This is a genomic window from Thermovibrio ruber (genome assembly GCF_055380895.1).
Genome location: NZ_AP042397.1, coordinates 124,860 through 148,358, shown reverse-complemented (window position 1 = coordinate 148,358; position 23,499 = coordinate 124,860). Strand labels below are relative to the sequence as shown.

The window sequence follows — 23,499 nt, the reverse complement described above, 5'->3', positions numbered from 1 at the left end:
ATTTTATTCTTTGGAGGTCGTATTAATGGTTGAGCTTGACTACGACATAGTTATTGTAGGAGGCGGCGGAGCAGGGCTTTATGCAGCCCTCTGGGCAGCAGAAAACACTATTTTGAAAGTTGCCGTCATGACAAAAGTTTACCCTACCCGCTCCCATACTGGAGCAGCAGAAGGGGGAATAAACGCCGTTCTAACCCACTCAGTTGGAGACAGCCCAGAAGCCCATGCCTACGATACGGTGAAAGGTAGCGACTTCTTGGCCGACCAGGACGCAGTTGACATAATGTGCAAGATGGGAGCCGCAGTTATATACGACATAGCCCACAGAGGAGTTCCATTCTCAAGGAGGCCCGACGGAAGAATAGCCCAGAGGCCTTTTGGAGGAGCTTCTTTTCCAAGGACCTGCTATGCTGCAGATAAAACCGGCTTCTACATACTTCAGACCCTCTATGAACAGTGTCTGAAGAACAACGTTACGTTCCTGAACGAGTGGTTCCTCCTCTCAATAATCCATAACGGAGAGAGGGTTGAGGGAATAACCGCCTGGGACATAAAAAACGGAGGGGTTCACCTGATTAAAACGAAGGCTGTAATCCTTGCAACCGGAGGACACGCAAGGGTCTACTGGAATAGAACTTCTAATGCCCTTGGAAATACTGGAGACGGAACTGCTGCAGCACTGAGGGCAGGGCTACCCCTAAAGGACATGGAGTTTATTCAGTTCCACCCAACAGGCCTTGCAAAAACTGGAATTTTAGTTACTGAAGGTGCAAGAGGAGAAGGGGGTTACTTGAGAAATAAGGATGGAGAAAGGTTTATGAAACGGTATGCCCCCGAGAAGATGGAGCTTGCCCCGAGGGACATAGTGGCAAGGGCAATTCAGACAGAGATAGACGAAGGGAGAGGCTGCGGCCCTAACGGGGACTACATATGCTTAGACCTTACTCACCTTGGAGGAGAGAAGATAAACGAGAGACTTCCACAGACGAGGGAGCACGCAATACTCTACGAGGGAGTTGATCCTGTAAAGGAACCTATTCCAATTGCCCCAACTGCCCACTATTCAATGGGTGGGATTGACACTGACAGATTCGGAAGAACTCCTATAAAAGGACTTTACGCCGCAGGAGAGTGTGCCTGCATCTCCGTCCACGGAGCAAACAGGCTTGGAGGAAACTCACTGCTTGACGTTCTGGTCTACGGAAGGCTGACTGCTTTAGAGGCGGTTAAGTATGCAGATGAAGCTCCCGAAACGAACCCGTCTATGGCAAAGGCCAAAGATGACGAGAAGAGGATTTTAGAGCTTATGGAGGCTGACGGAAAGGAGAAGCTTGCCGACCTAAGAAGGAAGCTCGGAAACGTAATGATGAAACACTTCGGAGTCTTTAGGGAAGAGAAGAGTATGAAAGAAGGCCTTGAAAAATTGATGGAGATTAAGGAGAGGGCTAAACACGTTAAGGTTTACGATACGAGCAAGAAGTACAACACAGATCTCATTACGGCGTTAGAGTTTTTAAACCTTGTTGACTTGGCACCGGCAATAGCCGTTCCGGCAATAGAGAGGAAGGAAAGTAGGGGAGCTCACGCAAGGAAGGACTACCCGCAGAGGGACGACAAGAACTTCTTAAAACACTCGGTTGTTAAACTCAAAGAGGACGGAACGTACGAGCTCTCCTGGAAGCCAGTAGTAATAACCAAGTTCCCGCCAGAGGAAAGGAAGTATTAAGGAGGAGATGATGGAAACCGCTGTTTTACAGGTTTTTAGATACGACCCTGAAAAAGACCAGGCACCTTACTACAAAGAGTACGAGGTTCCCGTTGAAGGGACCCTTTTAAACGCTCTCCTCTACATAAAGGATAACATTGACCCAACGCTCGCCTTTAGGGCTTTCTGCAGAAGCGAAGTCTGCGGTTCATGTTCAATGAAGGTAAACGGAAAAACAAAACTTGCCTGTAAAACTCCAATGAAAGAGCTGGTAGAAACTTGGAAGGGAAAACCTCTAAGGATAGAACCCCTAAATCACATGAAGGTAATAAAGGACTTGGTTGTTGACATAGATAAACCGATAGAGAAGATGAAAACTCTCATCCCTTGGCTCGTTCCAGACCCGAGGGTCGTCCCAACAGACCCTATGCACGAGAGCATCATCTACCCAGAAGAAATGGAAGCTTACAAGGATCAGATCCACTGTATGCTTTGCTTCTCCTGTTACTCCGCCTGTGAAGCTGTAGCTGATAACGAGAGGTATAGAGGACCCTTTGCTTTTTCTAAAGCTTACAGGTTTCAGGTTGATAGAAGGGACATTGAGACGGCAAAAGAGAAAAGGATAAGGTATGCAATCTCAGGAGGGCTCTGGAGCTGCGTTCAGTGTCAGAAGTGTCTCTACGTCTGCCCTAAAGGTGTAAAACCTGCTGAGGATATACAGAACTTGAGAGGACAGGCGGTTAAGAAAGGGTTTACAGATAAGCCAGGAGCCAAAAAGCTCAAGCACTTTGTTGACTGGATTTACGCTACAGGTCAAATCAACAGGCTCTACCTTCCTGAAGAAGTCTACGGAAATAAAGAGGCAAGGGAGAAGCTCACGAAGGCTTACACAGAGATGGGCGTTGAGGTTTGGGAAGTTCCAAAGCCTACAAAGGGCCTAATGAAGTTCAGGGACATTTACCTTGAGATACTCTCTAAGGAAGATAAGGCCTTAGACCTTGATTTCTCACACGTAAGGAAGATCGACAGGATGGTCAGCGAAATATTTAAAGCCGATATCTGCACTATAGTTGATAAGGCTCACGAGGAAGGGAGGAGCTCCAAGGGGTTAATCTCCAAACTTAAAGGGCTCTTAGGAGGTAATAATGGTTAAAGTTGGTTTTTACCAGGGCTGTTGTTTTCAGGGGCAAGATGCCCACATGTTTGAGACGATGAAAGAAATGTTTAAGAAAATAGACGTTGACGTTGTCCTTTTAGAGGAAACTACCTGCTGCGGTGGGAACACGATTGACGAGGAGAACAGAAAGCTCTCTTACGCCATAAACGCAAGGAACATTGCCCTTGCGGAGAGAGAGGGTTTGGATATCCTTGTTTCCTGTAACACCTGCTACATGGTAATAGCAAAGGCCAAAAGGGCCTTGGATACGAACAAGAAGCTGAAGGAAGAGATTAACTCCCTCCTGAAGGAAGAGGGCTTAGAGTACAGGGGAACAAGTAGGGTTTTCCACCTACTTGATTTCTTCAGGGACGTTGTCGGCTACGAGAAGATAAGAAAGGCTGTAAAGAGGCCTTTAAAGGGCTGGAAGGTTGCCGCCTACTACGGCTGCCACGTACTCTACCCTAAAGAAATTGCCATTGACAATAGCGATAACCCATCTTCACTTCAGGAGATACTGAAGGCTTTAGGAGCAGAGGTTATTGACGACTACGAGGGGAAAGACGCCTGCTGCGGTTACCACTCCTTCTTTACAGATAAGTATATGACTCTAAAGAAGCTCAACAGAATTTTGGGAGGAGTTAAGAAGGTAGGTGCAGACATCGTTGCAACTCCTTGTCCACTATGTTTTAAATCCTTTGATATCTATCAGACAAACATGGAAAATCCACCAAATGTTCCCTCTTCTTTTCTCCCTGAGATTATGGCCTACGCTTTCGGTATAGATAAGGAAAAATCTGGACTTGCTCACCACCTCATTAAGGTTGAGAAGGAGTAGGAGGGAGTTCCTGCTCCCTTTACTCTGCCTTTTTGTTCTCCCTGTAATACCTGCAGAGGTCCTTCAGTGGGCATTTATCACACTCAGGATTTTTAGCTTTACAGATCTTTCTTCCGAGCCTTATGAAGTTGTAGTGGAGCTCCCTGTTAAACTCACCGTCAAAGTGTTCCTCCATAAACCGAGAGATTTCATCTAAACTCCAGCTCTCTGGGAAAACTCCCAACCTTTTTAAGACTCTCCTGCAGTGGGTGTCTATTGGAAAGGTGTTCTTACCAAAACCGAAGGTGAGGATAACCCTTGCAGTTTTTGAGCCGATGTAAGGAAACGACATTAGGTAGCTGATGGCCTCTTTTTCTGGGAGCTCCCTCAGTTTTTCCTCAACTTTTTCCCACATTGAAATCAAAGTTTTCAGAGCCTTTAACTTTTGGTTGAACATTCCACAGGGCTTGATTGCCAAAAGGAGCTCCTCACCACCTAACTTAGGAATTTTCAGAAGATTATTTCCGGTTAATTCTTTCAGGTTCTCAAGACACCTCTCTGCGTTTCTGTCGGTTGTGTTCTGGCTGAGGACTGTAAAGACAGCCTGTTCTAAACGAGTTCTGTTAGGTTTGTAGGGAGTTGGGAAGAGCTCCTTTAACCTTCTATAAATCTCTTCTATTAATTTAACCCTTTCCATCAGGTAAGACCGGCAATCCTCAGCGCGTTCTCAAGATCTTTTTGAAACTCTGGTTCTCCCCTTCTATTTCTGAGAAGATAGGCAGGGTGGAAGGTTGGAATGACGACTACCTCCCTACCTCCTATTTGAACCTTTTGCTCTTTCCCCCTAATTTTTGAAATTGGAGTCTTCTCCGGAAGGTTCAAAACTGTTCTTGCAGCAAAGGCTCCCAAGCAGAGAATAACCTCTGGAGAGATGAGCTCAATCTGTCTCTCTAAGAACGGATAGCAGGCGGCTATCTCGTCAGGAGCCGGATTTCTGTTTCCCGGAGGTCTGCACTTCACAACGTTGGTTATGTAAACCTTGTCCCTTGAGACTCCGTAGAGGTTTAGGAACCTCGTTAAAAGCTGACCAGCCCTCCCTACAAAAGGCCTTCCCTGAAGATCTTCCTGCTCTCCCGGAGCCTCCCCTACAAACATTAGGTTCGTACTTGGGTCACCTTCACCAAAAACGACATTGGTTCTGGTTTTACACAGCCTACACTTGCAGCACTTTTTCGCTTCCTCTTCAAGTTTTTTCAGTTCCTCTAAAGGGTTAACCTCAGCCATCTCAAGAACCTCTTTGGTTTTAGGAACTCTTACCTCTTCATAGCCTAAAAGGTTTAAAAACTCAACGAACTTTTTAAGCTCGTCCACTTAAAACCTCTTCCCTCAGTTCTCCGTCGTAAACCCAAGTAGTAGGTCCTTCAAGGTAGACATTTTTAAACTTCTCGTCAAAGTAGACCTTCAACCTTTCGCCAGTTGAAACCTCAACTTCAACGGGAGACTTTAAGCCGAAAACCTTAGCAGAAATTAGAGCAGAAGCTGTCGCCCCGGTTCCGCAGGCAAGAGTCTCTCCCTCAACCCCTCTTTCGTAAGTTCTTACGAGAACTTTGTTAAGCTGAACTTCAACGAAGTTTACGTTTGCTCCCCTTGGGACAAAGAGCTCCGAAAAGCGAATCTTCCTACCAACCTCGTTAACGTTAACGTCTTTCAACCTATCAACAAAGACTACAACATGAGGAACTCCGGTATCTATAAAGTGAACCGTTAAGCCGTTAAGTTTCAGGTTTAACTGAAGGTCTTTGGGAGGAGTAAGCTTTACTCTTACGTCCCTTCCTTTTACTTCAGCTTCAACAACTCCGGCCTCAGTCTCAACGGCCATCCTTTCGGGGGCAAGTCCCTCTTCGTAGGCAAAACGGGCAACGCACCTCATTCCGTTTCCACACATTTCTGCAGTTGAGCCATCGGAGTTGAAGAACCTCCACTTGAAGTTGGCAACGGAGGAATCCTCTATAAGGATAAGCCCGTCTGCGCCGACTCCAGTTCTCCTTGAACAGAGAATTCTTACAACCTGCTCCTGAGGAATACTGCCACAGAATTTGTCAAAACATCCGGAAAGGTTGTTGATTACGATAAAGTCGTTTCCCGTCCCCTGAATTTTTGAAAACTTTAACTTCACCTCGCTCTCCAAAACTATTCAATCTCTTCCCAAAGGCTTGGAAGAAGGAATCTTCTCAGCTTACCTATTCTCGTTCGAGGGAGCTCCCTGTCAACTATCTTAAACTCCTTAACCTTCTTGTAGGGCTGAAATCCCTTCATGAGCCTGTTCATCTCTTTCTTTATGAAGCTCCTAACGTCTTCAACTCCCTCTTCAACTAAGAGTTCAAAGTCCGGCCTAACAATGGCCTTTAACTTCCCCTCGTGGAAGAAGACTCCCACCTCTAAAATGTAGGGACTTTTAAGGAGCTCTATCTCAATGTCTTCTGGGTAAACGTTTTTTCCACTCTCAAGAACTATAACCTCTTTTGCTCTTCCAGTAATGTGGATAAAGCCTTCCTCGTCAAGGAAACCCAAATCTCCGGTGTGGAACCAGCCGTCCTTTATTACTTTTCCAGTCTCTTCCGGTTTATTGTAATACCCTTTCATAACGTTATCACCCTTTACAACTATCTCTCCCGAATCAATAACCCTTACTTCAACGCCGTCAACAGGAATCCCCGCAGTGCCTATCTTTTTCTTATCAGGTCTGTTTACGGAGATAAGGGGAGAGGTCTCTGTAAGGCCGTAACCTTCCAAAATGTTAAACCCCATTGCCTCCATATCTCTCCAAACCTCTTCACTGAGCTTTGCTCCACCGCTTATCATAAACCTCAAGTGTTGTCCGACTTTCCTGTGAACCTCAGAGAAGAACTTCTTCTTGACGGAACGGGGAACTCCCTTTCTGAAAGCCTTTAGAGCTCCCTCAACAAGTTTCCTCTTTAAAGTTGGAAGCTTCTTAATCTCAGCCATTATGTTATGGTGAATAACGTGATAGAGCTTTGGGACTCCAACCATTATGGTTACTCTCTGTTCGTTAACCGTTGAGAGGATATCTGTCGGAGTGAGCTTCTCTATAAAAACAAGAGGAAGCCTTAAGGTGATCGGAAGAACTGCCGTAGCCATTAGAGGATAGGTGTGGTGGAAGGGTAGTATGGCAACAAACCTGTCGTTTTCGTTTAAAAACCCTAAGTTCTCAACGGCTTTTATGTTGTGGTTAAGGTTCTTGAGGGTAAGCATTACCCCTTTTGGGTTTCCAGTTGTTCCGGATGTGTAGAGGATGAGGATAACGTCTTCCAAATCCCTCTTTTTAAAGGTTATCTTCCCTTCGCCTTTTAGGTCCTGGGAATCAACGTTTAAAATCTTAACGTGATAACCAAGTTTTGATACAGCCCTTTCCGCAACCTCTCTGTTCTTGCTATCGGTAACGAGAAATCTTGGCTGGGAGTCTTTCAGTATGTTAAAGAGCTCTTCCTCTGTTAGAAGGTAATCTACAGGAACCGCTATTCCGCCTAAGAAGAGAACTGCAAAGAGGGAGCTTATCCACTCAGGCCTGTTTTCCATAAAAATTACAACCCTATCTTCAAGAGAGAGCTCCCTCATTAAGTCCTGAATTTGGGAAATCTGACTTCCAAAATCTCTGTAAGTAAGAGGAATATACCTCCCTTCTTTCTTGTTTATCATTATCTCTCTGTCGGGAAGCTCCTGAACATTTTCAAAAACCCTCTCTAAGAACGTCTCCATTTTCTTTCCCTCAGATAAGGTCTATTATGTCTCTAATGTCCTTCTTACTGTCCTCAAGGATAAGACAGAGTTCTCTTGCATCCTTCTTTGAAACGTTTTTGGCAGTAGGAACCTTCAGAACTTTTACCTTTAGGAAACGGGTCAGCGTGTCAACCTCAATAACGTCCCCTTCCTTTACCTCTCTTGAAGGCTTAACAGATTGGCCGTTAACCTTAACAGCTCCCGAATCGCAGAGCTCCTTAGCTACGCTCCTCCTCTTTACCACCCTTGCTAACTTCAGGAACTGGTCTATTCTCAACTTTCTTCTCCTTCTTAAACTTTGAGGGTAAAGAGAATATCTGAAGAATAAGGGAAATAAAACCGGCAGCAAGAAAACCTGCAAAGAAAGAGAAAACTATAACGACAAACAGTTTCGTCTTAAACTCCCCTACAAAAGGAATAGTAACGACAACATCCTGAAAGTTCTGAAGTGCAAACAGGGTTACTCCAATTACGATTACTGCCACCAAAGTGGCATAGAAATTCTGCTTCAGAGTCATTTTAAACCTCTAAAAGGTTAAATAAAGAGAGGTTATTCCTACAACCATAAGACCCAAAACGACTGTTATTCCGTTTAACGCCATAGAAACCGCATGAAGTTTTAAAAATTTATCGTAGTAAGAACGGTCATTACTTCTGTAAAACTCGGCTTTTAAAATTCCCGCTTTTGGAACAATAACGAGGCCGTTTATAAAGTTAAAGATGTTCATACCGAGAAGCAGAAAGAGGTTTACCGAAGAGATAAGGGTCATACTATTTTTTGTAAGCAGGTAAAAGGAGATAAGAGAAAGAAGGCCAAATATGTAGCCTAAACCAAAATACTTGGGAAACACCGCTCCTGTATATTTACCCGCCTCTTCTTTACTCAAAACCTTAAAGGCAAGGGGAGCTCCGACGGCTGTGAAGAAAAAGAGAGCTCCCACCCAGAGTGAAACAGAATACAGGTAGAGAGACTTCAGTATTAAAAGCATTTCGTCTCCTCCGCTGAACTGGATAAGGATTTTATCCGAAAGGTTACAGGTCTGTCCACTTGAGGGTTATAACGTCAACGGGACAGTTCTCAACGCAGATTCCACACCCGTTACAGAGTTCAGGATACATAACAACGGCCTTATCCCCGCTCATTACAAAAACACCATTAGGACAGACGTCTAAACAGATACCACAACCGATACACTTTTCCTGGTCAATGTAGGGAATGACTTTCAAACACCCATCCTCATCTTAAAAGCTTTCACCGTGTTGTAGAGAAGCATCGTTATAGTCATAGGTCCAACCCCTCCGGGAACGGGGGTTATGGCTGACGCCTTCTCCTTTACAGCATCAAAGTCCACATCTCCAACTATCTTACCATTTACTCTGCTAATTCCGATGTCTATAACTACAGCCCCTTCCTTAACCATATCTGCCTTTATAAGGTGGGGAACTCCAGTTGCAACGCAAAGGATGTCGGCATGGCGGGTGTAGTGGGGGAGGTCTTGCGTATAGACGTGGCAGACAGAAACAGTAGCGTTTGCGTTAAGTAGCATGTTAGCAAGGGGTTTCCCTACAATGTTACTGTGGCCTACCATTACAGCGTTTTTTCCCTCTAAAGGAATGTTGTAGGCCTCAAAGAACTTCATAACCCCAGCCGGCGTGCAGGGCATCAAACCCTCATCGTAAAGCCCCAGTATACACTTTCCTACGTTTATCGGGTGAAACCCGTCAACATCTTTCTCTGGAGAGATGTAGTTGATAACCTCTCTACAGGAGAGGTGCTCTGGAAGGGGAAGCTGGACGATTATCCCGTCTACCTCAGTGTCTGCGTTGAGCTCTTTAACCACCTTGTTGAGCTCTTCTTGGGTTATGTTTGAGGGAAATCGTCTGTCTACAGAGTTTATCCCTACCTTCTCACAGGCCTTTATCTTGTTCCTAACGTATATCTCACTGGCAGGGTTATCACCTACAAGGACAACTGCCAAGGTGGGAACTCTCCCAAACCTCTCCTTTAGAACTTTAACTTCTTCTTTTAGCTCTCCCCTTATCCTCTCAGAGAGAGCTCTCCCGTCTAATATAACTGCCATCTTCCCCTCTCTCGTAAAAGTCGTAAATTCTCCTAAAACTTTTAACCTTCAGGTCATCTCCAATTTCAAAGAGAACGCCGCAGAACTGAATAAGTTCAGCCTTCTCAGGAACCTTAAACCTTACCGGCAGTTGCTTCACAAAACGGTCTATACCCTCCTTCGGCTCCATACCTATAACTGTGTTTGTTGCTCCAGCCATTCCGGCATCCGTGATGTAGAGAGTCCCTTTGGGAAGCAGCCTTAAATCGGCAGTTTGAACGTGTGTATGGGTTCCAAAGACTGCAGTTGCCCTGCCGTCAGCGTAGAAACCGAAAGCCTGCTTTTCAGAAGAGGCTTCACCGTGAAAGTCAACAACTACAACATCTGCTTCGTTTTCTGACAGCACAGAGTCAAAAACTCTAAAGGGGTTGTCTAAACACTCCATAAAAACACGACCCATTAGGTTAACAACTAAAACCTTTACCCCTTTTACCTCAAGTGTTATGAATCCCCTTCCGGGAGCTCCGGGTGGGTAGTTTGCAGGCCTTAAAATCGGGTACTTATCTATGAACTGGTATATCTCCTTCTTGTCAAAAGTGTGATTTCCTCCAGTTATAACGTCAACTCCGTAAGAGAGAAGCTTGTTGACTATCTTCTCCGTAAGGCCAAATCCCCCTGCTGCGTTCTCACCGTTCACTATACAGAGGTCAAACTCTCCCCTGTTCTCCTCAAGGAAGAGGTGGAGAGCTCTCCTACCCGGCCTTCCTACAACATCTCCAACAAACAGAACCTTCAGCACCCTGCTAACTCCTCGGCCAAGAGTTCAGACTGCTCCTTCAGGTTAAGGAGTGTATCTGTATTACAGATTAAGTAGTCTGCGTATTTTAACTTTTCCCTGTAGGAAAGTTGAAGGGAATCCCTTTTTAAAGCCCCTTTTAGACCGAACCGTTTGGCAGCCCTTAAAAGCCTCTGTCCCCTGTAGGCAAAAACGAGGATCAAAGCGTCAAAGTTTCTATGCCAGCCATACTCAACGGCCACTGCCGCTTCAACAAAAGCCACAGAGTCAGAATGTTTCAACTTTAAAGACTCTATTCTCTCAAGAATAAGGGGATGGAGTACTCCAGTAAGTTTTGAGAGTAAGTTGGGATTTGAGAAAACGATAGAAGCGAGCTTTTTTGTATCTATAAAGCCTGAACCTGTAAGGAGCTCTTTCCCGAAAACCTTAATCACTTCCTCTTTTGCCTCAGTTTGGAGGAGCTCCTTCCCTATCTCGTCGGCGTTATAAACAGGGAAACCTTTAAGTTTTAAGAACTTTGATAGTGTAGATTTCCCAGAACCTATGTTACCCGTTATCCCTAGTACCAACCCTACTACCCCTCTTTTTCCCGAGAAAGCTCTCAAATATCGGAATCAGTATAACCGCAAGGGGAACTGCAACGATAATCCCTAAAAACCCTCCCAAATACCCGCCTAAAAAGATAAACAGGAGAATAAGAATAGGGTTTACTCCTGTAGTCCTGCTCATAACAAGGGGATAAATGAGGTTTTCAAGTCCCACTTCCGTTAAAAAAACCGTTAGAACCCCTAAAACAGCCTCAACAGAACCGTTGTCAAAAACCGCAAGAAGAAGAGAAGGGAGAAGTCCGGAGAAAAATCCCACGTATGGAATCATATTTAAAACGCCAGAGATAAACCCGATAAGAAGTGAATACCTTATGCCCACAAAGTAGAGGCCAACGGCTATGTAGGTTCCAACAAATGTTGCCACTGCTATTTGACCCACAAGGTAGCTTGATAGGGAAGAGTGAACTTTATGAAGGAGTCGTTTAAGCTCGTCCTGGATGGATTCAGGTGAAAGGGAAATGTAGATGTCTAATATTTTTTTTGAATCTAAGAGAAAATAGTAAGTAAGAAAGGGAACAACAATCACATTGATTGCAACTGAGATAACGGAAAATACTCCTGAAAACAGTTTAGAAATTATGCTGCCAATAGGAAGCGTTCCCAATTTAGAGTAGATTTCTTGAAGAAATTCGGCTAAATTCTTTATTCTAAGTGGGTGGAAAATCGGCCAATGCTTACCAAAGTGGGAGTAAAAGAACGAATCTAATCTGTGGGCTAAAGTAGGAAGATAGTTAATAAAACTCTGAACCTGTTCAATTATCGTAGGTAAAACAACAAAAAGACCCACTAAGAAAATTAGAAACAGCGTTAAAATGGTAAGGATAGCAGAAATTCTTCTTTTCCTAGTTATTTGAAGGAAAAAGTCAAAGATAGGAAGAGATACATAGGCAAGAACAGAAGCAATAAAAAATGGAAGAAGCGCCGGTTTTAGTAGAAATAGTAAAAGCAACAGTATAAAAACCGTTGAAAACAGGTAAACTTCCGCCAGATACTTACTCACCGTTTAACTCTCTTATTCCTCTATAAGTGTAGTAAATAGCAGAAGCAACCGTAAAGGCCGCCGTCAGGTAGAAGAGAAGATAAAGATCCCCCAAACCAATAATACCGTAGTTTATCCTCACCAGAACAGCCAAAATAGTCAAGAACTGCAAAAACGCAGTAAACTTTCCAAGGAGGTTAGGCCTTATCCTGTCTAACTTCCCAAAGATGGAGAGGAGCCACCCGCCAAAAATAATTAGAAGGTCTCTACTCAAGACTATAACAGAAAGCCAAACCGGAATAAATTTTTGTGAAAACGAGAAGAGAATGTATCCCGAGTCTATCAGTGACTTGTCAGCAATCGGGTCAAGTATAACACCCAAAGTAGTTACCTGTTTCAGCCTTCTTGCGAGGAAACCGTCTAAAGCATCACTTAAAGAGGCAATGAGAAATATAAAAAGAGCTGCCTTGAATCTACCGTAAAAAACGGCCATAATGAAGACCGGAACCAAGAAAACCCGAAAGACAGTTATTATGTTAGGAACGTTTACCACGCCACCTCCGGAGGAGAGATGAATCCACTCTATTTAGAGAAACTAATTGTAAACTTTCTCAACGAGGATTTAGGAATAGCAGGGGACATTACAAGCAGAGCTCTCCCAAAAGTAAAGGGAAAGGCAAAGCTCATTACAAGGGAGAAGGGAGTTCTCTGCGGAGTAGAACCCTTTACCTTAACGTTTAAAACTGTTAACTCAGAAATCAAAGTAAATTGGCTAAAAAGGGAAGGTGAAGAGTTTGGTGAGAACGAGGTAGTCTGTCTGATTGAGGGGGAGCTCCCATCAATCCTCACAGCCGAAAGGACTGCCCTTAACCTGATTCAGCGGCTAAGCGGAATTGCAACAACAACGAGAAGGTTCGTTGAGGAGCTAAAAGGCTCCCACGTAAAACTTCTTGACACGAGGAAAACAACTCCGGGACTGAGAATGCTTGAGAAACACGCAACGAAGGTGGGGGGAGCTCTCAACCACCGGTTAGGACTTTACGACGCAGTAATGGTAAAGGATAACCACATCAGAGCCTTCGGCGGAGTTAAATCGGCAGTTGTATCAGTTTCAAAAGAGGTGCCCGTTACAACAAAGATTGAAGTTGAGGTAGAGAACTGGGAACAACTTGAGAGAGCTCTTGAAGTAATTGATTTAATTGACATAGTAATGCTGGATAACTGGCCGTTAGAGGAAGTAAAAGAAGCAGCCTTAACGCTTAAAAGAGCAAAATCAAGTGTAAAAGTTGAACTCTCTGGCGGTATAACCCTTGAGAAGCTGAAAAACATCAGGGAACTGCCTGTGGACTTCGTATCTACAAGTAAAATAGTAACCGCGGCAAGCTGGATAGACTTTAGTTTGGAGGTGGAGTGAACCTTACAACTTTAAACGTTTTAGACGGTCTGATAATCATCATAGTAGGCTGGAACTTAATAAGAGGCTTTAACAAGGGTTTCGTTGAGGAGGTACTCTCCATCATAGGCATTATCTTTAGTATTTACGCTGCATACATATTTGCCCCACAGGTTACGAAACTACTGATCAAAAGGCCAGACCAAACAACCGTAATACTTTCAGGAATTTCCATATTTGCCATCCTTTTCGTAGTATCAAAGTATGTAGCATTCCACATAAACAGAAAGATAAACAAAACACCATTAGGAATTTTCAACAACATACTGGGATTTTTCTTTGGAATCATAAGGGGTTGGCTTATTGCCTCCGTTGCCGTCTTCTTGGTGGCTGTGTTAACGCCAGACGGCTACTTAATAAAGAAGAGTTCCCTTGGCGGGATAGCAGTTCCGGTTGTAGACAGGTTGATTAAATTTGCTCCTGTGAGGGAGGATGACCCCCTTGTAAAAAGGTGGAGGAAGGCAGAAACTTACCTTAGAAAGAACTTTACTCTAAACAAGTATTTCAGGCTTTGAAAAGTAGTAGCCCTGACCAAAGTCAACGTCTAAGAACATGAGCTCGTCAACCAGCTTCTCGTTCTCTACGAACTCAGCTATCGTTTTAAGGTTTAAAGCGTGGGCCATACTGTTAATAGCCTTAACAACGCTCTTGGCCTTTGGGGATTCAGAGATCTTCTTAACGTAGCTTCCGTCAATCTTTAAACTGTCAACAGGTATTGCATCAACAAAATCTATGAGCTTAGAGAAGGAGGAGTAACCGGTTCCAAAGTCGTCTATTGAGACCGGCACGTCAACCTCGCTAACGAAATCAATTAGGGTTTCAAAGTTCCCAACTGCTGCCTGCTCGGTTATCTCAATTCCTATCTTCAACCCTTTACTCTTTACCTCAGAGATAGACTCAACAATTTTCCCTTTAGCTCCAGGGTTCTTAACAGTAAGAAGAGAGAGGTTAACGTAGATTGGCTTTCCAAGTGAGAGGAAGGCTTCTACATTTTCCGCTATCTTTCCAAAGACCAGAGTATCAAGGATGTGTATTAACCTGAACTCGTAGAAAAGGTCTATTACCTGGTAGGCAGGAATTATTCTATCTTGGTCTACAAAACGGGAAAGGACCTCGTAGTGATGAACCTCTCCAGACCTAAGGTCGCGGATTCCTTGAACTGCCAACTTCACGTAGCCGTTTTTTGTAATATCTTTAATAAAGTTAATCAACTTTGAAAAAGACCTAACTCTTCCCTGAAGTGAGAAGTCACTGAAATCAAAAACCTTAAATCTTCCTTCTATTTTAACGCTCCTCAGGACGAACTTTATGAGGGTTAGTAAGTCATCTTTCTTCATGGGAAAGCCCTTATCGACCTTAAGGACAAAACCGTTGAGCTTAATAGGAACAGGCAGGGTTGAAAACCTTAAGGAGAGAGCTGAATTAAGGAAATCAAAGGCTTTCTTAAACCTATCAACAATCTCCTCATCTGAACTTTCTCCCTTCCTGAAGAAAGCTGCTACTACTCCAAAGGGACATTTAAAGACTGCAAAGTCCTTTCCACTTTCTCTTTTAAACTTCCCCTCCAGGTAGTCAAGTAAAAACTCAAAAATCTCATCGCCCACAGAGTAACCTAAAGTCTTGTTTATAAACGAGATATCCTTCGGGTCCAGAATGAAGAGGTAGAAAGGCTCCTTAACCTCATCAACTAAGAACTCTACGACCTCATCAAGAGTTATACTCTTCCTGTGCTCATCAACAGATTTAACTACATTAAAGAACCTGAAAAGGAGAACGTAGATGTCTAAGAGGACGAGGTAGGCTGGAAGGTATCTCCTGGCCATCAGGTAGGAGGTATACGAAATGAGGTCTGAGTGTATCTTCCTGTGGAGCTCTTCTGAGAGGGAACAGAGGTTGAGCTTTTTACAGGATAGCCTGTAAGCATTGCTTTGTAAAACTTTGTTTAGAGGGCAAATTCCCTCGTCAAGGTTCTTTAGGTCTGGGAACTTACCGTTGAAGGAGCTCTCCAAAACCTCAAAAGTCCAGTTTACACCCTTTAAATAATCCTCCTTTGGAAACTTCAGGTAGAAGAACTCCTTCTTTACCTTTATAGACTCCTTTATGTATCCCCTTGAAAGGAGGTTGGGAAAGTCGTAGAAGAAGTTAAGAACCTCTGAGTCAAATGAAGGAGGGAACTTCTCAGAGTGAAAGTAGAGGAGAATCTTGGAAGTCAGGGAAGAGAGGGCATCTATGATGAAGGAGATTTCAATACCCCGTCTATAGAAGAATACCCCAAGCTTTTCCACTCTTCTTTCAAACTCTTTCCTATTCTCCCTGTAGCTTTTAACCAGTGCCTCAAACTCTCCAACCAACGAATCACAGAACTCTTCAAGGCTCTCCTTTACCCCAATCAGTTTTTGGATGTGCTTTGGAAGACTTTCAACGTAGGAGTTACAGAAGAGTTTAAACAGGTTATTAAAGTCTACAACCATAAAACTCTCCTACAAAAAAAGGGGGCCCCCCCATTCAAAAATTCTAATCTAATCAACTTTTACTATAACTAAATTCCAACGTTAGACATGTACTTAATCAGGTCTGCAAGCCTGTTTGAGTAACCCCACTCGTTGTCGTACCAGGCAATTACTTTAACCAAGTTACCGTTTATAACGTCTGTGCTTAAACCGTCAACAATAGATGAATGTGGATTACCGAGGTAGTCTATAGAAACGAGAGGTTCCTCTGAGTAATTAAGGATACCTTTAAGCTCTCCCTCTGCTGCCTCTTTGAGAGCTCTATTTACCTCATCTACTGTAACCTCTTTCTCTACAACACACACAAAGTCAATGAGTGATACGTCTGGGGTAGGAACCCTTATAGAGATACCGTTGAACTTACCTTTAAGCTCAGGAATAACAAGGCCAACAGCCTTTGCAGCACCAGTAGTTGTTGGAACCATTGAAACTGCAGCAGCCCTTGCCCTTCTCAGATCTTTGTGTGGAGCATCTAAGAGTCTCTGATCCATAGTGTAGGAGTGAACAGTTGTTAAGAACCCGGAAACGATGCCGAAATTTTCAAGGAGAACCTTTGCAACCGGAGCCAAACAGTTAGTTGTACAGGAAGCGTTTGAAACGATTCTGTGGTTTTCGGGGTCGTAGTCTTCGTGGTTTACACCCATAACTATTGTTATGTCCGGCTCCTTGGCAGGTGCAGAGATAACAACCCTTTTCGCTCCTGCCTTAAGGTGTTTAGAAGCCCCTTCTCTATCCCTGAAACGGCCTGTTGCCTCAAGGACAATGTCAACTTCTAAATCTTTCCAAGGGAGCTCCTCCGGATTCGGGTCGGCATAAACCTTTATCCTCTTACCGTCAACGACCAACTCGTCGCCGTCGGCGTAAACCTCAGCGCCAAACTTACCGTGGACAGAATCATACTTAAGCAGATGGGCAAGGGTCTTCGCATCTGTAAGGTCGTTGATAGCAACAACCTCAACGTCTGGGTCTGAGTGAACAATCCGGTAAAAACTCCTTCCAATCCTGCCAAAACCGTTAATGGCTACCTTTACAGACATAACTCCTCCCTGAAGGTCTTTTTTACTTTCCTAATGATAAACTATTAAACCAGACCTCTCAAAGGGAGCTGAACTTGAACCGGCTACTTATAGGTTTAACTGTATTCCTCTTTTTATTCCTGCTTGTCTTTGCATCATTTGCCCTAAACGAGAGGAGAAAGAGGATAAAACTCCTCAAAAGGCTTAGAGAAAAAGGAAGAACCGAAAAAAAGCAGCCACCAATTGATAGATCAAAACTACTTGCCAGAGCTCTCAGCCTCATAAAAGAGGGAATCGTAATAATGGATCCTTATGGAAGAATTATATTTACCAACCGGTTTGCCAGAGAGCTCCTCGGAATAGACGAAAAAGACATAGGGAAGTTCTTCTACCAGGCAATCAAAGATTTTGACGTAGTCTCAATGATAAACGAAGCATTTAACGACAGCTACAGAATCTGGCAGGAGAAGAAGATAAAGGACAAGTTTGTTCAGGTAATATTCGGCTCAGACATGGACGAGAAAGTCCTACTCCTTATAGACCAGACCCCGATGAAAAAGTATGAAACACTAAAAAAGGATTTTATAGCCAACGCCTCCCACGAGCTTAAAACTCCCTTAGCGGCAATGAAAATATCACTTGAAACACTTGAGGAAACCTGCAAAGAAAACCCCAAAGCCCTGAAATACATATCTAAAGCTCAAGAACGGGTTAACTACATGGAGCAGCTCATAGAAGATCTGATAACCCTATCACTGTTAGAAAGCACCAACCTAACGTTAAAGTTGAAAAAAGTAAAGTTGTTGCCCCTCGTAAAAGAGATAATTAACAACGTATCAGAAGTCCTTTCCCAGAAAAGAATTCAGCTCACAATAAGAATTCCAGAGAATGCAGAAACGTGTGCAGACGAAAAGCTCCTTCACGCCATATTAAAGAACTTGATAGATAACGCAATAAAGTACAACAGAGAAGGAGGAAGGATAGAGCTCTCCTTCCGCCAGCTGAAAAACGAGGACGAAATAAAGGTGTGTGATACAGGATACGGGATACCAAAATCACACCTTCCCTTCATATTTGAAAGATTCTACAGAGTAGAACGATCAAGATCAAGGAGGTCAGGAGGAACGGGCTTGGGTCTTTCAATTGTCAAACTGGCAACCGAGAAATTGGGAGGGAAAGTAGAGGTTGAAAGCTGTGAAGGTGAAGGAACATGCTTTTCTATATACTTACCAAACAGGTGTGATATTATTACCTCCGACCTTTGAGATTGGGGGAAAAATGAGAAGTATTCTAATTGCCTTACTGCTGCTCCTCTCTCTATTCCAGTTCTCTTACGGCGCTCAGGAAAAGGTTGAAAAGGTAGTTGTAATAGGTAACGAAAGTATCCCAACAAGTACAATCCTCTACTACATATCAGAAAAACCGGGGAAGCCTTTCTCCCCAAAATTGGTGGCTCAGGACATCAAGCGGCTGTTCAAATTAGGATACTTTGAAAACATATCAGTTGACGTAAAAGAGGGAAAAAATGGCGTCATTCTAAGGTATTTCGTCAAGGAAAAACCGATAATAACAGACGTAGTTTTTAAGGGAAACTCCAAAATTTCCTCTAAGAAGCTTAAAGAGGAGTTAGGATTAGTAACTGAAGAAGGAGAAGAGACAAAGCTAAAAAAACCACTTGATTATAAGTATTTAGATACCCTTACCAAGAAAATTGAGGAGGTTTACGCTAAAAAAGGATACCCTGGAACAAGAGCCTACTACACAATAGATAGAGTATCTCCTACAAAGGCAGTCGTTACATTTGTAATAAATGAAGGGAAAAAGGCAGAAGTGTGTAACATTGAAGTTAAGGGAAATAAGGCCATAAGCTCCGGAGACATAGAAGATGTCTTAGTTACAAAACCAAAATCAATCCTCCACCTCAGGTTTAGCGCTCCCCTCTCTCAGGAAAACCTTCAGGAAGACATAAAGAGAATCGAAGAACTTTATAAAGAAAAAGGTTACTTAGACGTTGTAGTAGGTCAGCCGAAAGTTGAATTAGAGAAAGACTCCTGCTATAAAGTAGTTTACAGAATTATCAAAGAGGGAAAGCCCTATAAGTTCGGCAAAATAGAGTTTATAGGCAACAAACTCTTCAGCTCAAAGGACTTCTTAAAACTTGAGAAGAAAATAAGGCTAGGTAAGAGGTTCAACCAGAAGTTAGTTAACGAACTAACAAGGAAAATTATCAGAAAGTACGGAGAGTTAGGTTTTATCTTTGCAAACGCAATTCCTGAAGTGAAAGTCCACCCTGAAACTCACACTGCAGACGTCATCTTTCACATCTACGAAGGAGAGAGAGCCTACGTCCGCTGGATAAGGATAAACGGAAACATATCAACCCGGGACAGAACAATAAGGAGGGAGTTAGACCTATACGAAACTGGAATATTTAACACTTTAAGGCTTGAAAGGTCTATAAGGAGGCTTTTTAATACAGGATACTTTGAAAACGTTGATGTTAAACCGAAAATTGTTGAAGGAACGAACAAAGTAGATGTAAACGTTAACGTTAAAGAGAGGTTAACAGGTGTATTCTCTGTAGGTGCCGGCTACAGTTCCGTTTCAAAGCTTGTGGGAATGGTAAGTGTTTCTAAAGGTAACCTGTTTGGAACCGGAGACTCAGGTTCAGTAAACCTTCAGTTCGGTTCAAGAGTTCTTGACTTCTACATCAACTACAACCACAAGTGGTGGCTGGACAAACCACAAACCCTCTCTCTCAGCCTATTTAACAACAGGTATGAATACTTCACCTACACAAGTAAGAAAACCGGTTTTTCAACGATGGTTTCAAGACGACTCTGGGAAGACTGGAAAGTTGGAGCCGGTTACCTCATTGAGAGGGATAAGATTACAGATATAGATGAGGATGCTCCAGATATCCTCAAAGAGGAAGAAGGAACAGAAACGATAGGGATGGCAACGGCGTTTATCTCAAGAGATTTAAGGGATAACAGGTTCTTGCCTCACAAAGGAGACTTCTTCAAAGTAACAACTCAGTTGGCCGGAAACTTCTTAGGTGGAGATAAAGAGTTCTACAAAGTTATCGGAGAGTACGCTTACTACTTCAATTTCAACGAACTACCGATAGATATTGAACTACCGTTTATAGCATCTGTCCACGCAAAAGTTGGATACGCAGACGCCTTTGGAAGCACAAGTAGACTACCGATAGACTACAGGTTCTACGTAGGAGGAGATACAACCGTTAGAGGATTCCGCTGGGGTGAAGCAGGACCAAAGGACAAGAACGGAGACCCCGAAGGTGCAAACAGGGAGCTCATCTTCAACTTTGAGTTGGGATACGATGTTACCAAGATGCTGAGGCTCATTGGATTTGTTGACGTTGGTGGAGGCTGGTGGGACGAATACAAGTTGGGAGATATGAGGAAGTCTGCAGGTATTGGACTAAGAGTTCTAACTCCGATGGGACCAATTAGGTTAGACCTTGGCTGGAAACTTGACAGGAAGAGCGGAGAGAGCTCTTCTGAGTGGCACTTTGGAATGGGAAGCTACTTCTAAACAAACGGAGGTTTTAGATGAGAAAAGCGTTTATCGGAGCAGTTATTTCGGCAGCCTTGATAACGGGTATTTCAACGCCCTCTCTATCTGCTGAGAAGAAAAACCAACAGGTGTTTACTGTTTACTACGTTGACATGCAAAAGATAATTAACGAGTCTGTCAAAGGGAAACAGGCAAAAACCCTCATAGAGAACAGAATCTCCCAGGCGAAAAAGAAAATTAAACAGATACAAAATGAGATTGATCAGATAAAACAGAAACTACAGAGTCCAGTTATAAGCAAAGAAGAGAAATCCAAACTTGAAGATCAGCTCCAGCAGAAGATAAGGGACCTTCAACGTTACCAGCAGGATGCCCAAATTGAGATAATGAACCTTGAAAAGAAGTATACGATGGAGCTCATTCAGGAAGTTGTAAAGCTTATTCAGAACTACCAGAAAGAGAAAAACATTCCGATGATCGTTGACGCAAGAGAAGCTGGAATTATTGCTGCTTCTCCTAAGTATGACTTAACGGATACGATAATAAAACTCTACAACCAGCAGGCCGGGAAATGAAGTTAGGCGAAATAGCTGAACTTATCGGCTGCAAAGTCGTTGGTGATGAAAACGTAGAGATAACTGGAGTTTCAGAAATTCACAGAGCAGAAGAAGGAGAAATTACGTTCCTAACGAATCCAAAATACAGGAAGTTCTTAAAGGAAACAAAAGCTTCTGCAATTTTGACGGGAGTTCCCCTTAAAGATCTCAAAACTCCTCAGCTTATATGTGACGAGCCCTACGTCGCCTTTGCAAAACTCCTTGAGATATTCTACCCGGAGGAGCTCCCCGAACCGGGCATCTGTCTAAACGCAAAAATTGAGGAAGGGGTTGAGATAGGAGAGAACTGCTATGTCGGAAACGGCGTCCACATATCAAGGGGAACAAAGGTAGGAAACAACGTTTACATATTCCCAGGAACTTTTATAGGAAGGAACTGCGAAATAGGCGACAACACAGTTATTTTCTCCAACGTCTCAATCTACGACAGAGTAAAAATCGGTAGGTTTGTAAGGATCCATTCAGGGGCAGTAATAGGTTCTGACGGGTTTGGATACGCCTTCAGCAAAAGGGAGATGAAAATACACAAAATCCCTCAGGTAGGTAGAGTTGTAATAGAAGACTTTGTTGAGATAGGGGCAAACACAACCGTAGACAGGGGAACCCTCGGAGATACAGTAATTGGGGAGGGAACAAAGATAGACAACTTGGTTCAGATAGGACACAACGTAAAGATTGGAAAATACTGCTTTATCGTCTCTCAGGTAGGAATCTCAGGAAGCACGAAAATTGGAGATTTCGTCACCTTAGCCGGAAAGGTGGGAGTTGCCGGCCACATTGAGATAGGAAATAACATAACCGTTGCTGCAAAGTCTGGTATTACAAAGAGTTTAAAAGAACCAGGAACATACGCAGGATTTCCAGCAAGGCCTTATAGAGAGTGGAGAAAAGTTCAAGCGTTGGTCGATAGGCTCCCGGAAATCTACGAGAAGATTAAGGGTCTTATCTTAAAAGGAGGATAGAATGGAATACCACGTTAAAGATTTATCACTTGCAGACCTTGGAAAGAACAGGATTGAGTGGGCAGAAATGGACATGCCCGTTTTGAGAAGAGAGATAAGGAAAAGGTTTATAGAGGAGAAACCTTTAAAGGGAATAAGAATAGGAGCCTGCCTTCACGTTACGACAGAAACTGCAAACCTGATGAGGACGTTAAAAGAAGGAGGAGCTGAGGTTTACCTCTGTGCTTCTAACCCCCTCTCAACACAAGACGACGTTGCAGCAGCCTTAGTTAAGCACTACGACATTCCTGTCTTTGCAATAAAGGGAGAGGATGAAGAAACCTACTACATGCACATTGAGGAAGTTTTAAAGAGAAAGCCCCACATAACCATGGACGACGGAGCAGACCTAATCTCAACCCTTCACATGAAGCATCAGGAGTTAATTGAGAACGTAATTGGAGGAACTGAGGAGACAACGACAGGAGTTATAAGGCTGAGAGCTATGGCAAAAGAGGGAGCTCTCCGCTACCCCGTAATAGCCGTAAACGAAGCAATGACGAAGCACCTTTTTGACAACCGCTACGGAACCGGACAGTCAACAATAGATGGAATCTTAAGGGCAACAAACAGGCTCATTGCAGGTTCGGTCTTCGTGGTTGCAGGTTACGGCTGGTGCGGAAAGGGCGTTGCAATGAGAGCAAAGGGAATGGGAGCAGAGGTAATAGTTACAGAGGTTGACCCGATAAAGGCCATTGAGGCCAGAATGGACGGTTACAGGGTAATGCCTATGGAGAAGGCTGCGGAGATAGGAGACATATTCTGCACCGTAACTGGAAATATCCACGTAATAAGGAAAGAACACTTTGAGAAAATGAAAGACGGGGCAATAGTCTGTAATTCCGGCCACTTCAACGTTGAAATAGACATACCGGCCTTAGAGGAGATGGCCGTTGAGAAGAGAAGGGTAAGGCCTTTCGTTGACGAGTATAAATTGGCAGATGGTAGGAAAATCTACCTTTTGGCTGAAGGGAGACTTGTAAACCTTGCTGCAGCAGAGGGACACCCAGCTTCCGTTATGGACATGAGCTTTGCAAACCAAGCACTCTCAGCCGAATACCTTGTAAAGGAAGGTAAAAACTTAAAGCCCAACGTTTACGTAGTTCCTGAACATCTTGACAGGAAGGTTGCAGAGCTAAAACTCAAGGCTATGGGAATAGAGATAGACGAGTTAACACCTGAACAGGTAGAGTACCTCAACTCTTGGGAAATGGGAACTTAGGGGGAGCCCTCCCCCTTTACCTTTTCTAAAACCTCTTTGAGGGTCTGAAGAACTACTGGAGTTTTTATCTTCTCGTATATGTCCTTAGCCCTCTTCTCATCGTAAACGTGAACAAGCTCGTTCCTAAGAGTTATCAACCTTGCCAACGTAGGTTCGTAATCCTCCTTTAAAACCCCCTCTTTAATCAGCTCCCTAAAACAGCTCCTTGGAGAGTTACA

Annotated in this window: 26 protein-coding genes; 10 read left to right on the top strand and 16 right to left on the bottom strand. The window is 43.5% G+C overall.

Annotated features, from left to right (window positions below):
* Positions 1 to 25: 25 nt before the first annotated feature.
* Genes ACZ424_RS00815 through ACZ424_RS00805 form a run of 3 tightly spaced genes read left to right on the top strand, consistent with a single transcriptional unit; the run spans position 26 to position 3,699 of the window.
* On the top strand, positions 26 to 1,726 hold the full coding sequence (locus tag ACZ424_RS00815; protein WP_464904624.1) for an FAD-binding protein: 1,701 nt from the start codon (positions 26 to 28) through the stop codon (positions 1,724 to 1,726).
* Positions 1,727 to 1,736: 10 nt separating this feature from the next.
* Positions 1,737 to 2,858 carry a succinate dehydrogenase/fumarate reductase iron-sulfur subunit gene (locus ACZ424_RS00810; RefSeq protein WP_464904623.1) on the top strand — a complete coding sequence of 374 codons (1,122 nt, stop codon included), beginning with the start codon at positions 1,737 to 1,739 and terminating at the stop codon, positions 2,856 to 2,858.
* Positions 2,851 to 3,699, top strand: a complete 849-nt coding sequence (locus ACZ424_RS00805) for a CoB--CoM heterodisulfide reductase iron-sulfur subunit B family protein (protein WP_464904622.1) — start codon at positions 2,851 to 2,853, stop codon at positions 3,697 to 3,699. Before ACZ424_RS00810 ends, ACZ424_RS00805 begins: the two co-directional genes overlap by 8 nt.
* Positions 3,700 to 3,718: 19 nt before the next feature.
* On the opposite strand, the gene ACZ424_RS00800 is transcribed toward ACZ424_RS00805, so the two are convergent.
* Genes ACZ424_RS00800 through pgsA form a run of 13 tightly spaced genes read right to left on the bottom strand, consistent with a single transcriptional unit; the run spans position 3,719 to position 12,472 of the window.
* Complete coding sequence (locus tag ACZ424_RS00800; protein ID WP_464904621.1) at positions 3,719 to 4,375, bottom strand: endonuclease III domain-containing protein; 657 nt, start codon at positions 4,373 to 4,375, stop codon at positions 3,719 to 3,721.
* A complete protein-coding gene (locus ACZ424_RS00795; RefSeq protein WP_464904620.1) occupies positions 4,375 to 5,049 on the bottom strand; it encodes a uracil-DNA glycosylase in 675 nt (224 codons plus the stop codon). The genes ACZ424_RS00800 and ACZ424_RS00795 overlap by 1 nt, the downstream gene beginning before the upstream one ends.
* Positions 5,036 to 5,854, bottom strand: coding sequence for a diaminopimelate epimerase (gene dapF / locus ACZ424_RS00790; protein WP_464904619.1), 819 nt, complete (start codon positions 5,852 to 5,854; stop codon positions 5,036 to 5,038). The genes ACZ424_RS00795 and dapF overlap by 14 nt, the downstream gene beginning before the upstream one ends.
* 14 nt (positions 5,855 to 5,868) lie before the next feature.
* Complete coding sequence (locus tag ACZ424_RS00785) at positions 5,869 to 7,455, bottom strand: AMP-dependent synthetase/ligase (RefSeq protein WP_464904618.1); 1,587 nt, start codon at positions 7,453 to 7,455, stop codon at positions 5,869 to 5,871.
* 10 nt (positions 7,456 to 7,465) lie between these two features.
* Positions 7,466 to 7,753 (bottom strand): RNA-binding S4 domain-containing protein, encoded by a 288-nt coding sequence (locus tag ACZ424_RS00780; protein WP_464904617.1) that lies wholly within the window; start codon positions 7,751 to 7,753, stop codon positions 7,466 to 7,468.
* Positions 7,695 to 7,994: a lipopolysaccharide assembly protein LapA domain-containing protein gene (locus ACZ424_RS00775; RefSeq protein WP_464904616.1), complete on the bottom strand. Its 300-nt coding sequence runs from the start codon at positions 7,992 to 7,994 to the stop codon at positions 7,695 to 7,697. Before ACZ424_RS00775 ends, ACZ424_RS00780 begins: the two co-directional genes overlap by 59 nt.
* A gap of 9 nt (positions 7,995 to 8,003) precedes the next feature.
* Positions 8,004 to 8,465, bottom strand: a complete 462-nt coding sequence (locus tag ACZ424_RS00770; protein WP_464904615.1) for a DUF4149 domain-containing protein — start codon at positions 8,463 to 8,465, stop codon at positions 8,004 to 8,006.
* 43 nt (positions 8,466 to 8,508) lie between these two features.
* Complete coding sequence (locus ACZ424_RS00765; protein ID WP_464904614.1) at positions 8,509 to 8,703, bottom strand: ATP-binding protein; 195 nt, start codon at positions 8,701 to 8,703, stop codon at positions 8,509 to 8,511.
* Positions 8,700 to 9,557 carry a bifunctional methylenetetrahydrofolate dehydrogenase/methenyltetrahydrofolate cyclohydrolase FolD gene (gene folD, locus ACZ424_RS00760; protein ID WP_464904613.1) on the bottom strand — a complete coding sequence of 286 codons (858 nt, stop codon included), beginning with the start codon at positions 9,555 to 9,557 and terminating at the stop codon, positions 8,700 to 8,702. Before folD ends, ACZ424_RS00765 begins: the two co-directional genes overlap by 4 nt.
* On the bottom strand, positions 9,523 to 10,335 hold the full coding sequence (locus tag ACZ424_RS00755; RefSeq protein WP_464904612.1) for a TIGR00282 family metallophosphoesterase: 813 nt from the start codon (positions 10,333 to 10,335) through the stop codon (positions 9,523 to 9,525). Before ACZ424_RS00755 ends, folD begins: the two co-directional genes overlap by 35 nt.
* Positions 10,329 to 10,901, bottom strand: a complete 573-nt coding sequence (coaE, locus tag ACZ424_RS00750; RefSeq protein WP_464904611.1) for a dephospho-CoA kinase — start codon at positions 10,899 to 10,901, stop codon at positions 10,329 to 10,331. The genes ACZ424_RS00755 and coaE overlap by 7 nt, the downstream gene beginning before the upstream one ends.
* Complete coding sequence (locus tag ACZ424_RS00745) at positions 10,879 to 11,940, bottom strand: AI-2E family transporter (protein ID WP_464904610.1); 1,062 nt, start codon at positions 11,938 to 11,940, stop codon at positions 10,879 to 10,881. The genes coaE and ACZ424_RS00745 overlap by 23 nt, the downstream gene beginning before the upstream one ends.
* The gene (pgsA, locus tag ACZ424_RS00740; protein WP_464904609.1) at positions 11,933 to 12,472 is read right to left on the bottom strand and encodes a CDP-diacylglycerol--glycerol-3-phosphate 3-phosphatidyltransferase; all 540 of its coding nucleotides are present in this window, start codon (positions 12,470 to 12,472) and stop codon (positions 11,933 to 11,935) included. Before pgsA ends, ACZ424_RS00745 begins: the two co-directional genes overlap by 8 nt.
* Positions 12,473 to 12,490: 18 nt before the next feature.
* Here pgsA and nadC point away from each other — a divergent pair, with 18 nt between their 5' ends.
* Positions 12,491 to 13,333 (top strand): carboxylating nicotinate-nucleotide diphosphorylase, encoded by an 843-nt coding sequence (gene nadC, locus ACZ424_RS00735; RefSeq protein ID WP_464904608.1) that lies wholly within the window; start codon positions 12,491 to 12,493, stop codon positions 13,331 to 13,333.
* Positions 13,330 to 13,887 carry a CvpA family protein gene (locus ACZ424_RS00730; protein ID WP_464904607.1) on the top strand — a complete coding sequence of 186 codons (558 nt, stop codon included), beginning with the start codon at positions 13,330 to 13,332 and terminating at the stop codon, positions 13,885 to 13,887. The genes nadC and ACZ424_RS00730 overlap by 4 nt, the downstream gene beginning before the upstream one ends.
* On the opposite strand, the gene ACZ424_RS00725 is transcribed toward ACZ424_RS00730, so the two are convergent.
* Together ACZ424_RS00725 and gap are read right to left on the bottom strand one after the other, a co-directional pair.
* On the bottom strand, positions 13,864 to 15,843 hold the full coding sequence (locus ACZ424_RS00725) for an EAL domain-containing protein (RefSeq protein WP_464904606.1): 1,980 nt from the start codon (positions 15,841 to 15,843) through the stop codon (positions 13,864 to 13,866). The two genes, ACZ424_RS00730 and ACZ424_RS00725, sit on opposite strands and share 24 nt — an antisense overlap.
* A 68-nt stretch (positions 15,844 to 15,911) precedes the next feature.
* Positions 15,912 to 16,919 carry a type I glyceraldehyde-3-phosphate dehydrogenase gene (gene gap, locus ACZ424_RS00720; RefSeq protein WP_464904605.1) on the bottom strand — a complete coding sequence of 336 codons (1,008 nt, stop codon included), beginning with the start codon at positions 16,917 to 16,919 and terminating at the stop codon, positions 15,912 to 15,914.
* A 74-nt stretch (positions 16,920 to 16,993) separates the two neighbouring features.
* Between gap and ACZ424_RS00715 the strand changes: the two genes are divergently transcribed.
* Genes ACZ424_RS00715 through ahcY form a run of 5 tightly spaced genes read left to right on the top strand, consistent with a single transcriptional unit; the run spans position 16,994 to position 23,281 of the window.
* A complete protein-coding gene (locus ACZ424_RS00715) occupies positions 16,994 to 18,163 on the top strand; it encodes a sensor histidine kinase (RefSeq protein WP_464904604.1) in 1,170 nt (389 codons plus the stop codon).
* A 13-nt stretch (positions 18,164 to 18,176) separates the two neighbouring features.
* The gene (gene bamA, locus ACZ424_RS00710) at positions 18,177 to 20,459 is read left to right on the top strand and encodes an outer membrane protein assembly factor BamA (RefSeq protein WP_464904603.1); all 2,283 of its coding nucleotides are present in this window, start codon (positions 18,177 to 18,179) and stop codon (positions 20,457 to 20,459) included.
* A 17-nt stretch (positions 20,460 to 20,476) separates the two neighbouring features.
* The gene (locus ACZ424_RS00705; RefSeq protein ID WP_464904602.1) at positions 20,477 to 21,016 is read left to right on the top strand and encodes an OmpH/Skp family outer membrane protein; all 540 of its coding nucleotides are present in this window, start codon (positions 20,477 to 20,479) and stop codon (positions 21,014 to 21,016) included.
* Positions 21,013 to 22,020, top strand: a complete 1,008-nt coding sequence (gene lpxD / locus ACZ424_RS00700; protein WP_464904601.1) for a UDP-3-O-(3-hydroxymyristoyl)glucosamine N-acyltransferase — start codon at positions 21,013 to 21,015, stop codon at positions 22,018 to 22,020. The genes ACZ424_RS00705 and lpxD overlap by 4 nt, the downstream gene beginning before the upstream one ends.
* 1 nt (position 22,021) lies before the next feature.
* Entirely contained in the window at positions 22,022 to 23,281 is a 1,260-nt protein-coding gene (gene ahcY, locus ACZ424_RS00695; RefSeq protein WP_464904600.1) for an adenosylhomocysteinase, read from the top strand.
* Here the strand turns inward: ahcY and ACZ424_RS00690 are convergent.
* Positions 23,278 to 23,427, bottom strand: coding sequence for a hypothetical protein (locus tag ACZ424_RS00690; RefSeq protein WP_464904599.1), 150 nt, complete (start codon positions 23,425 to 23,427; stop codon positions 23,278 to 23,280). The two genes, ahcY and ACZ424_RS00690, sit on opposite strands and share 4 nt — an antisense overlap.
* Positions 23,428 to 23,499 lie beyond the last annotated feature (72 nt).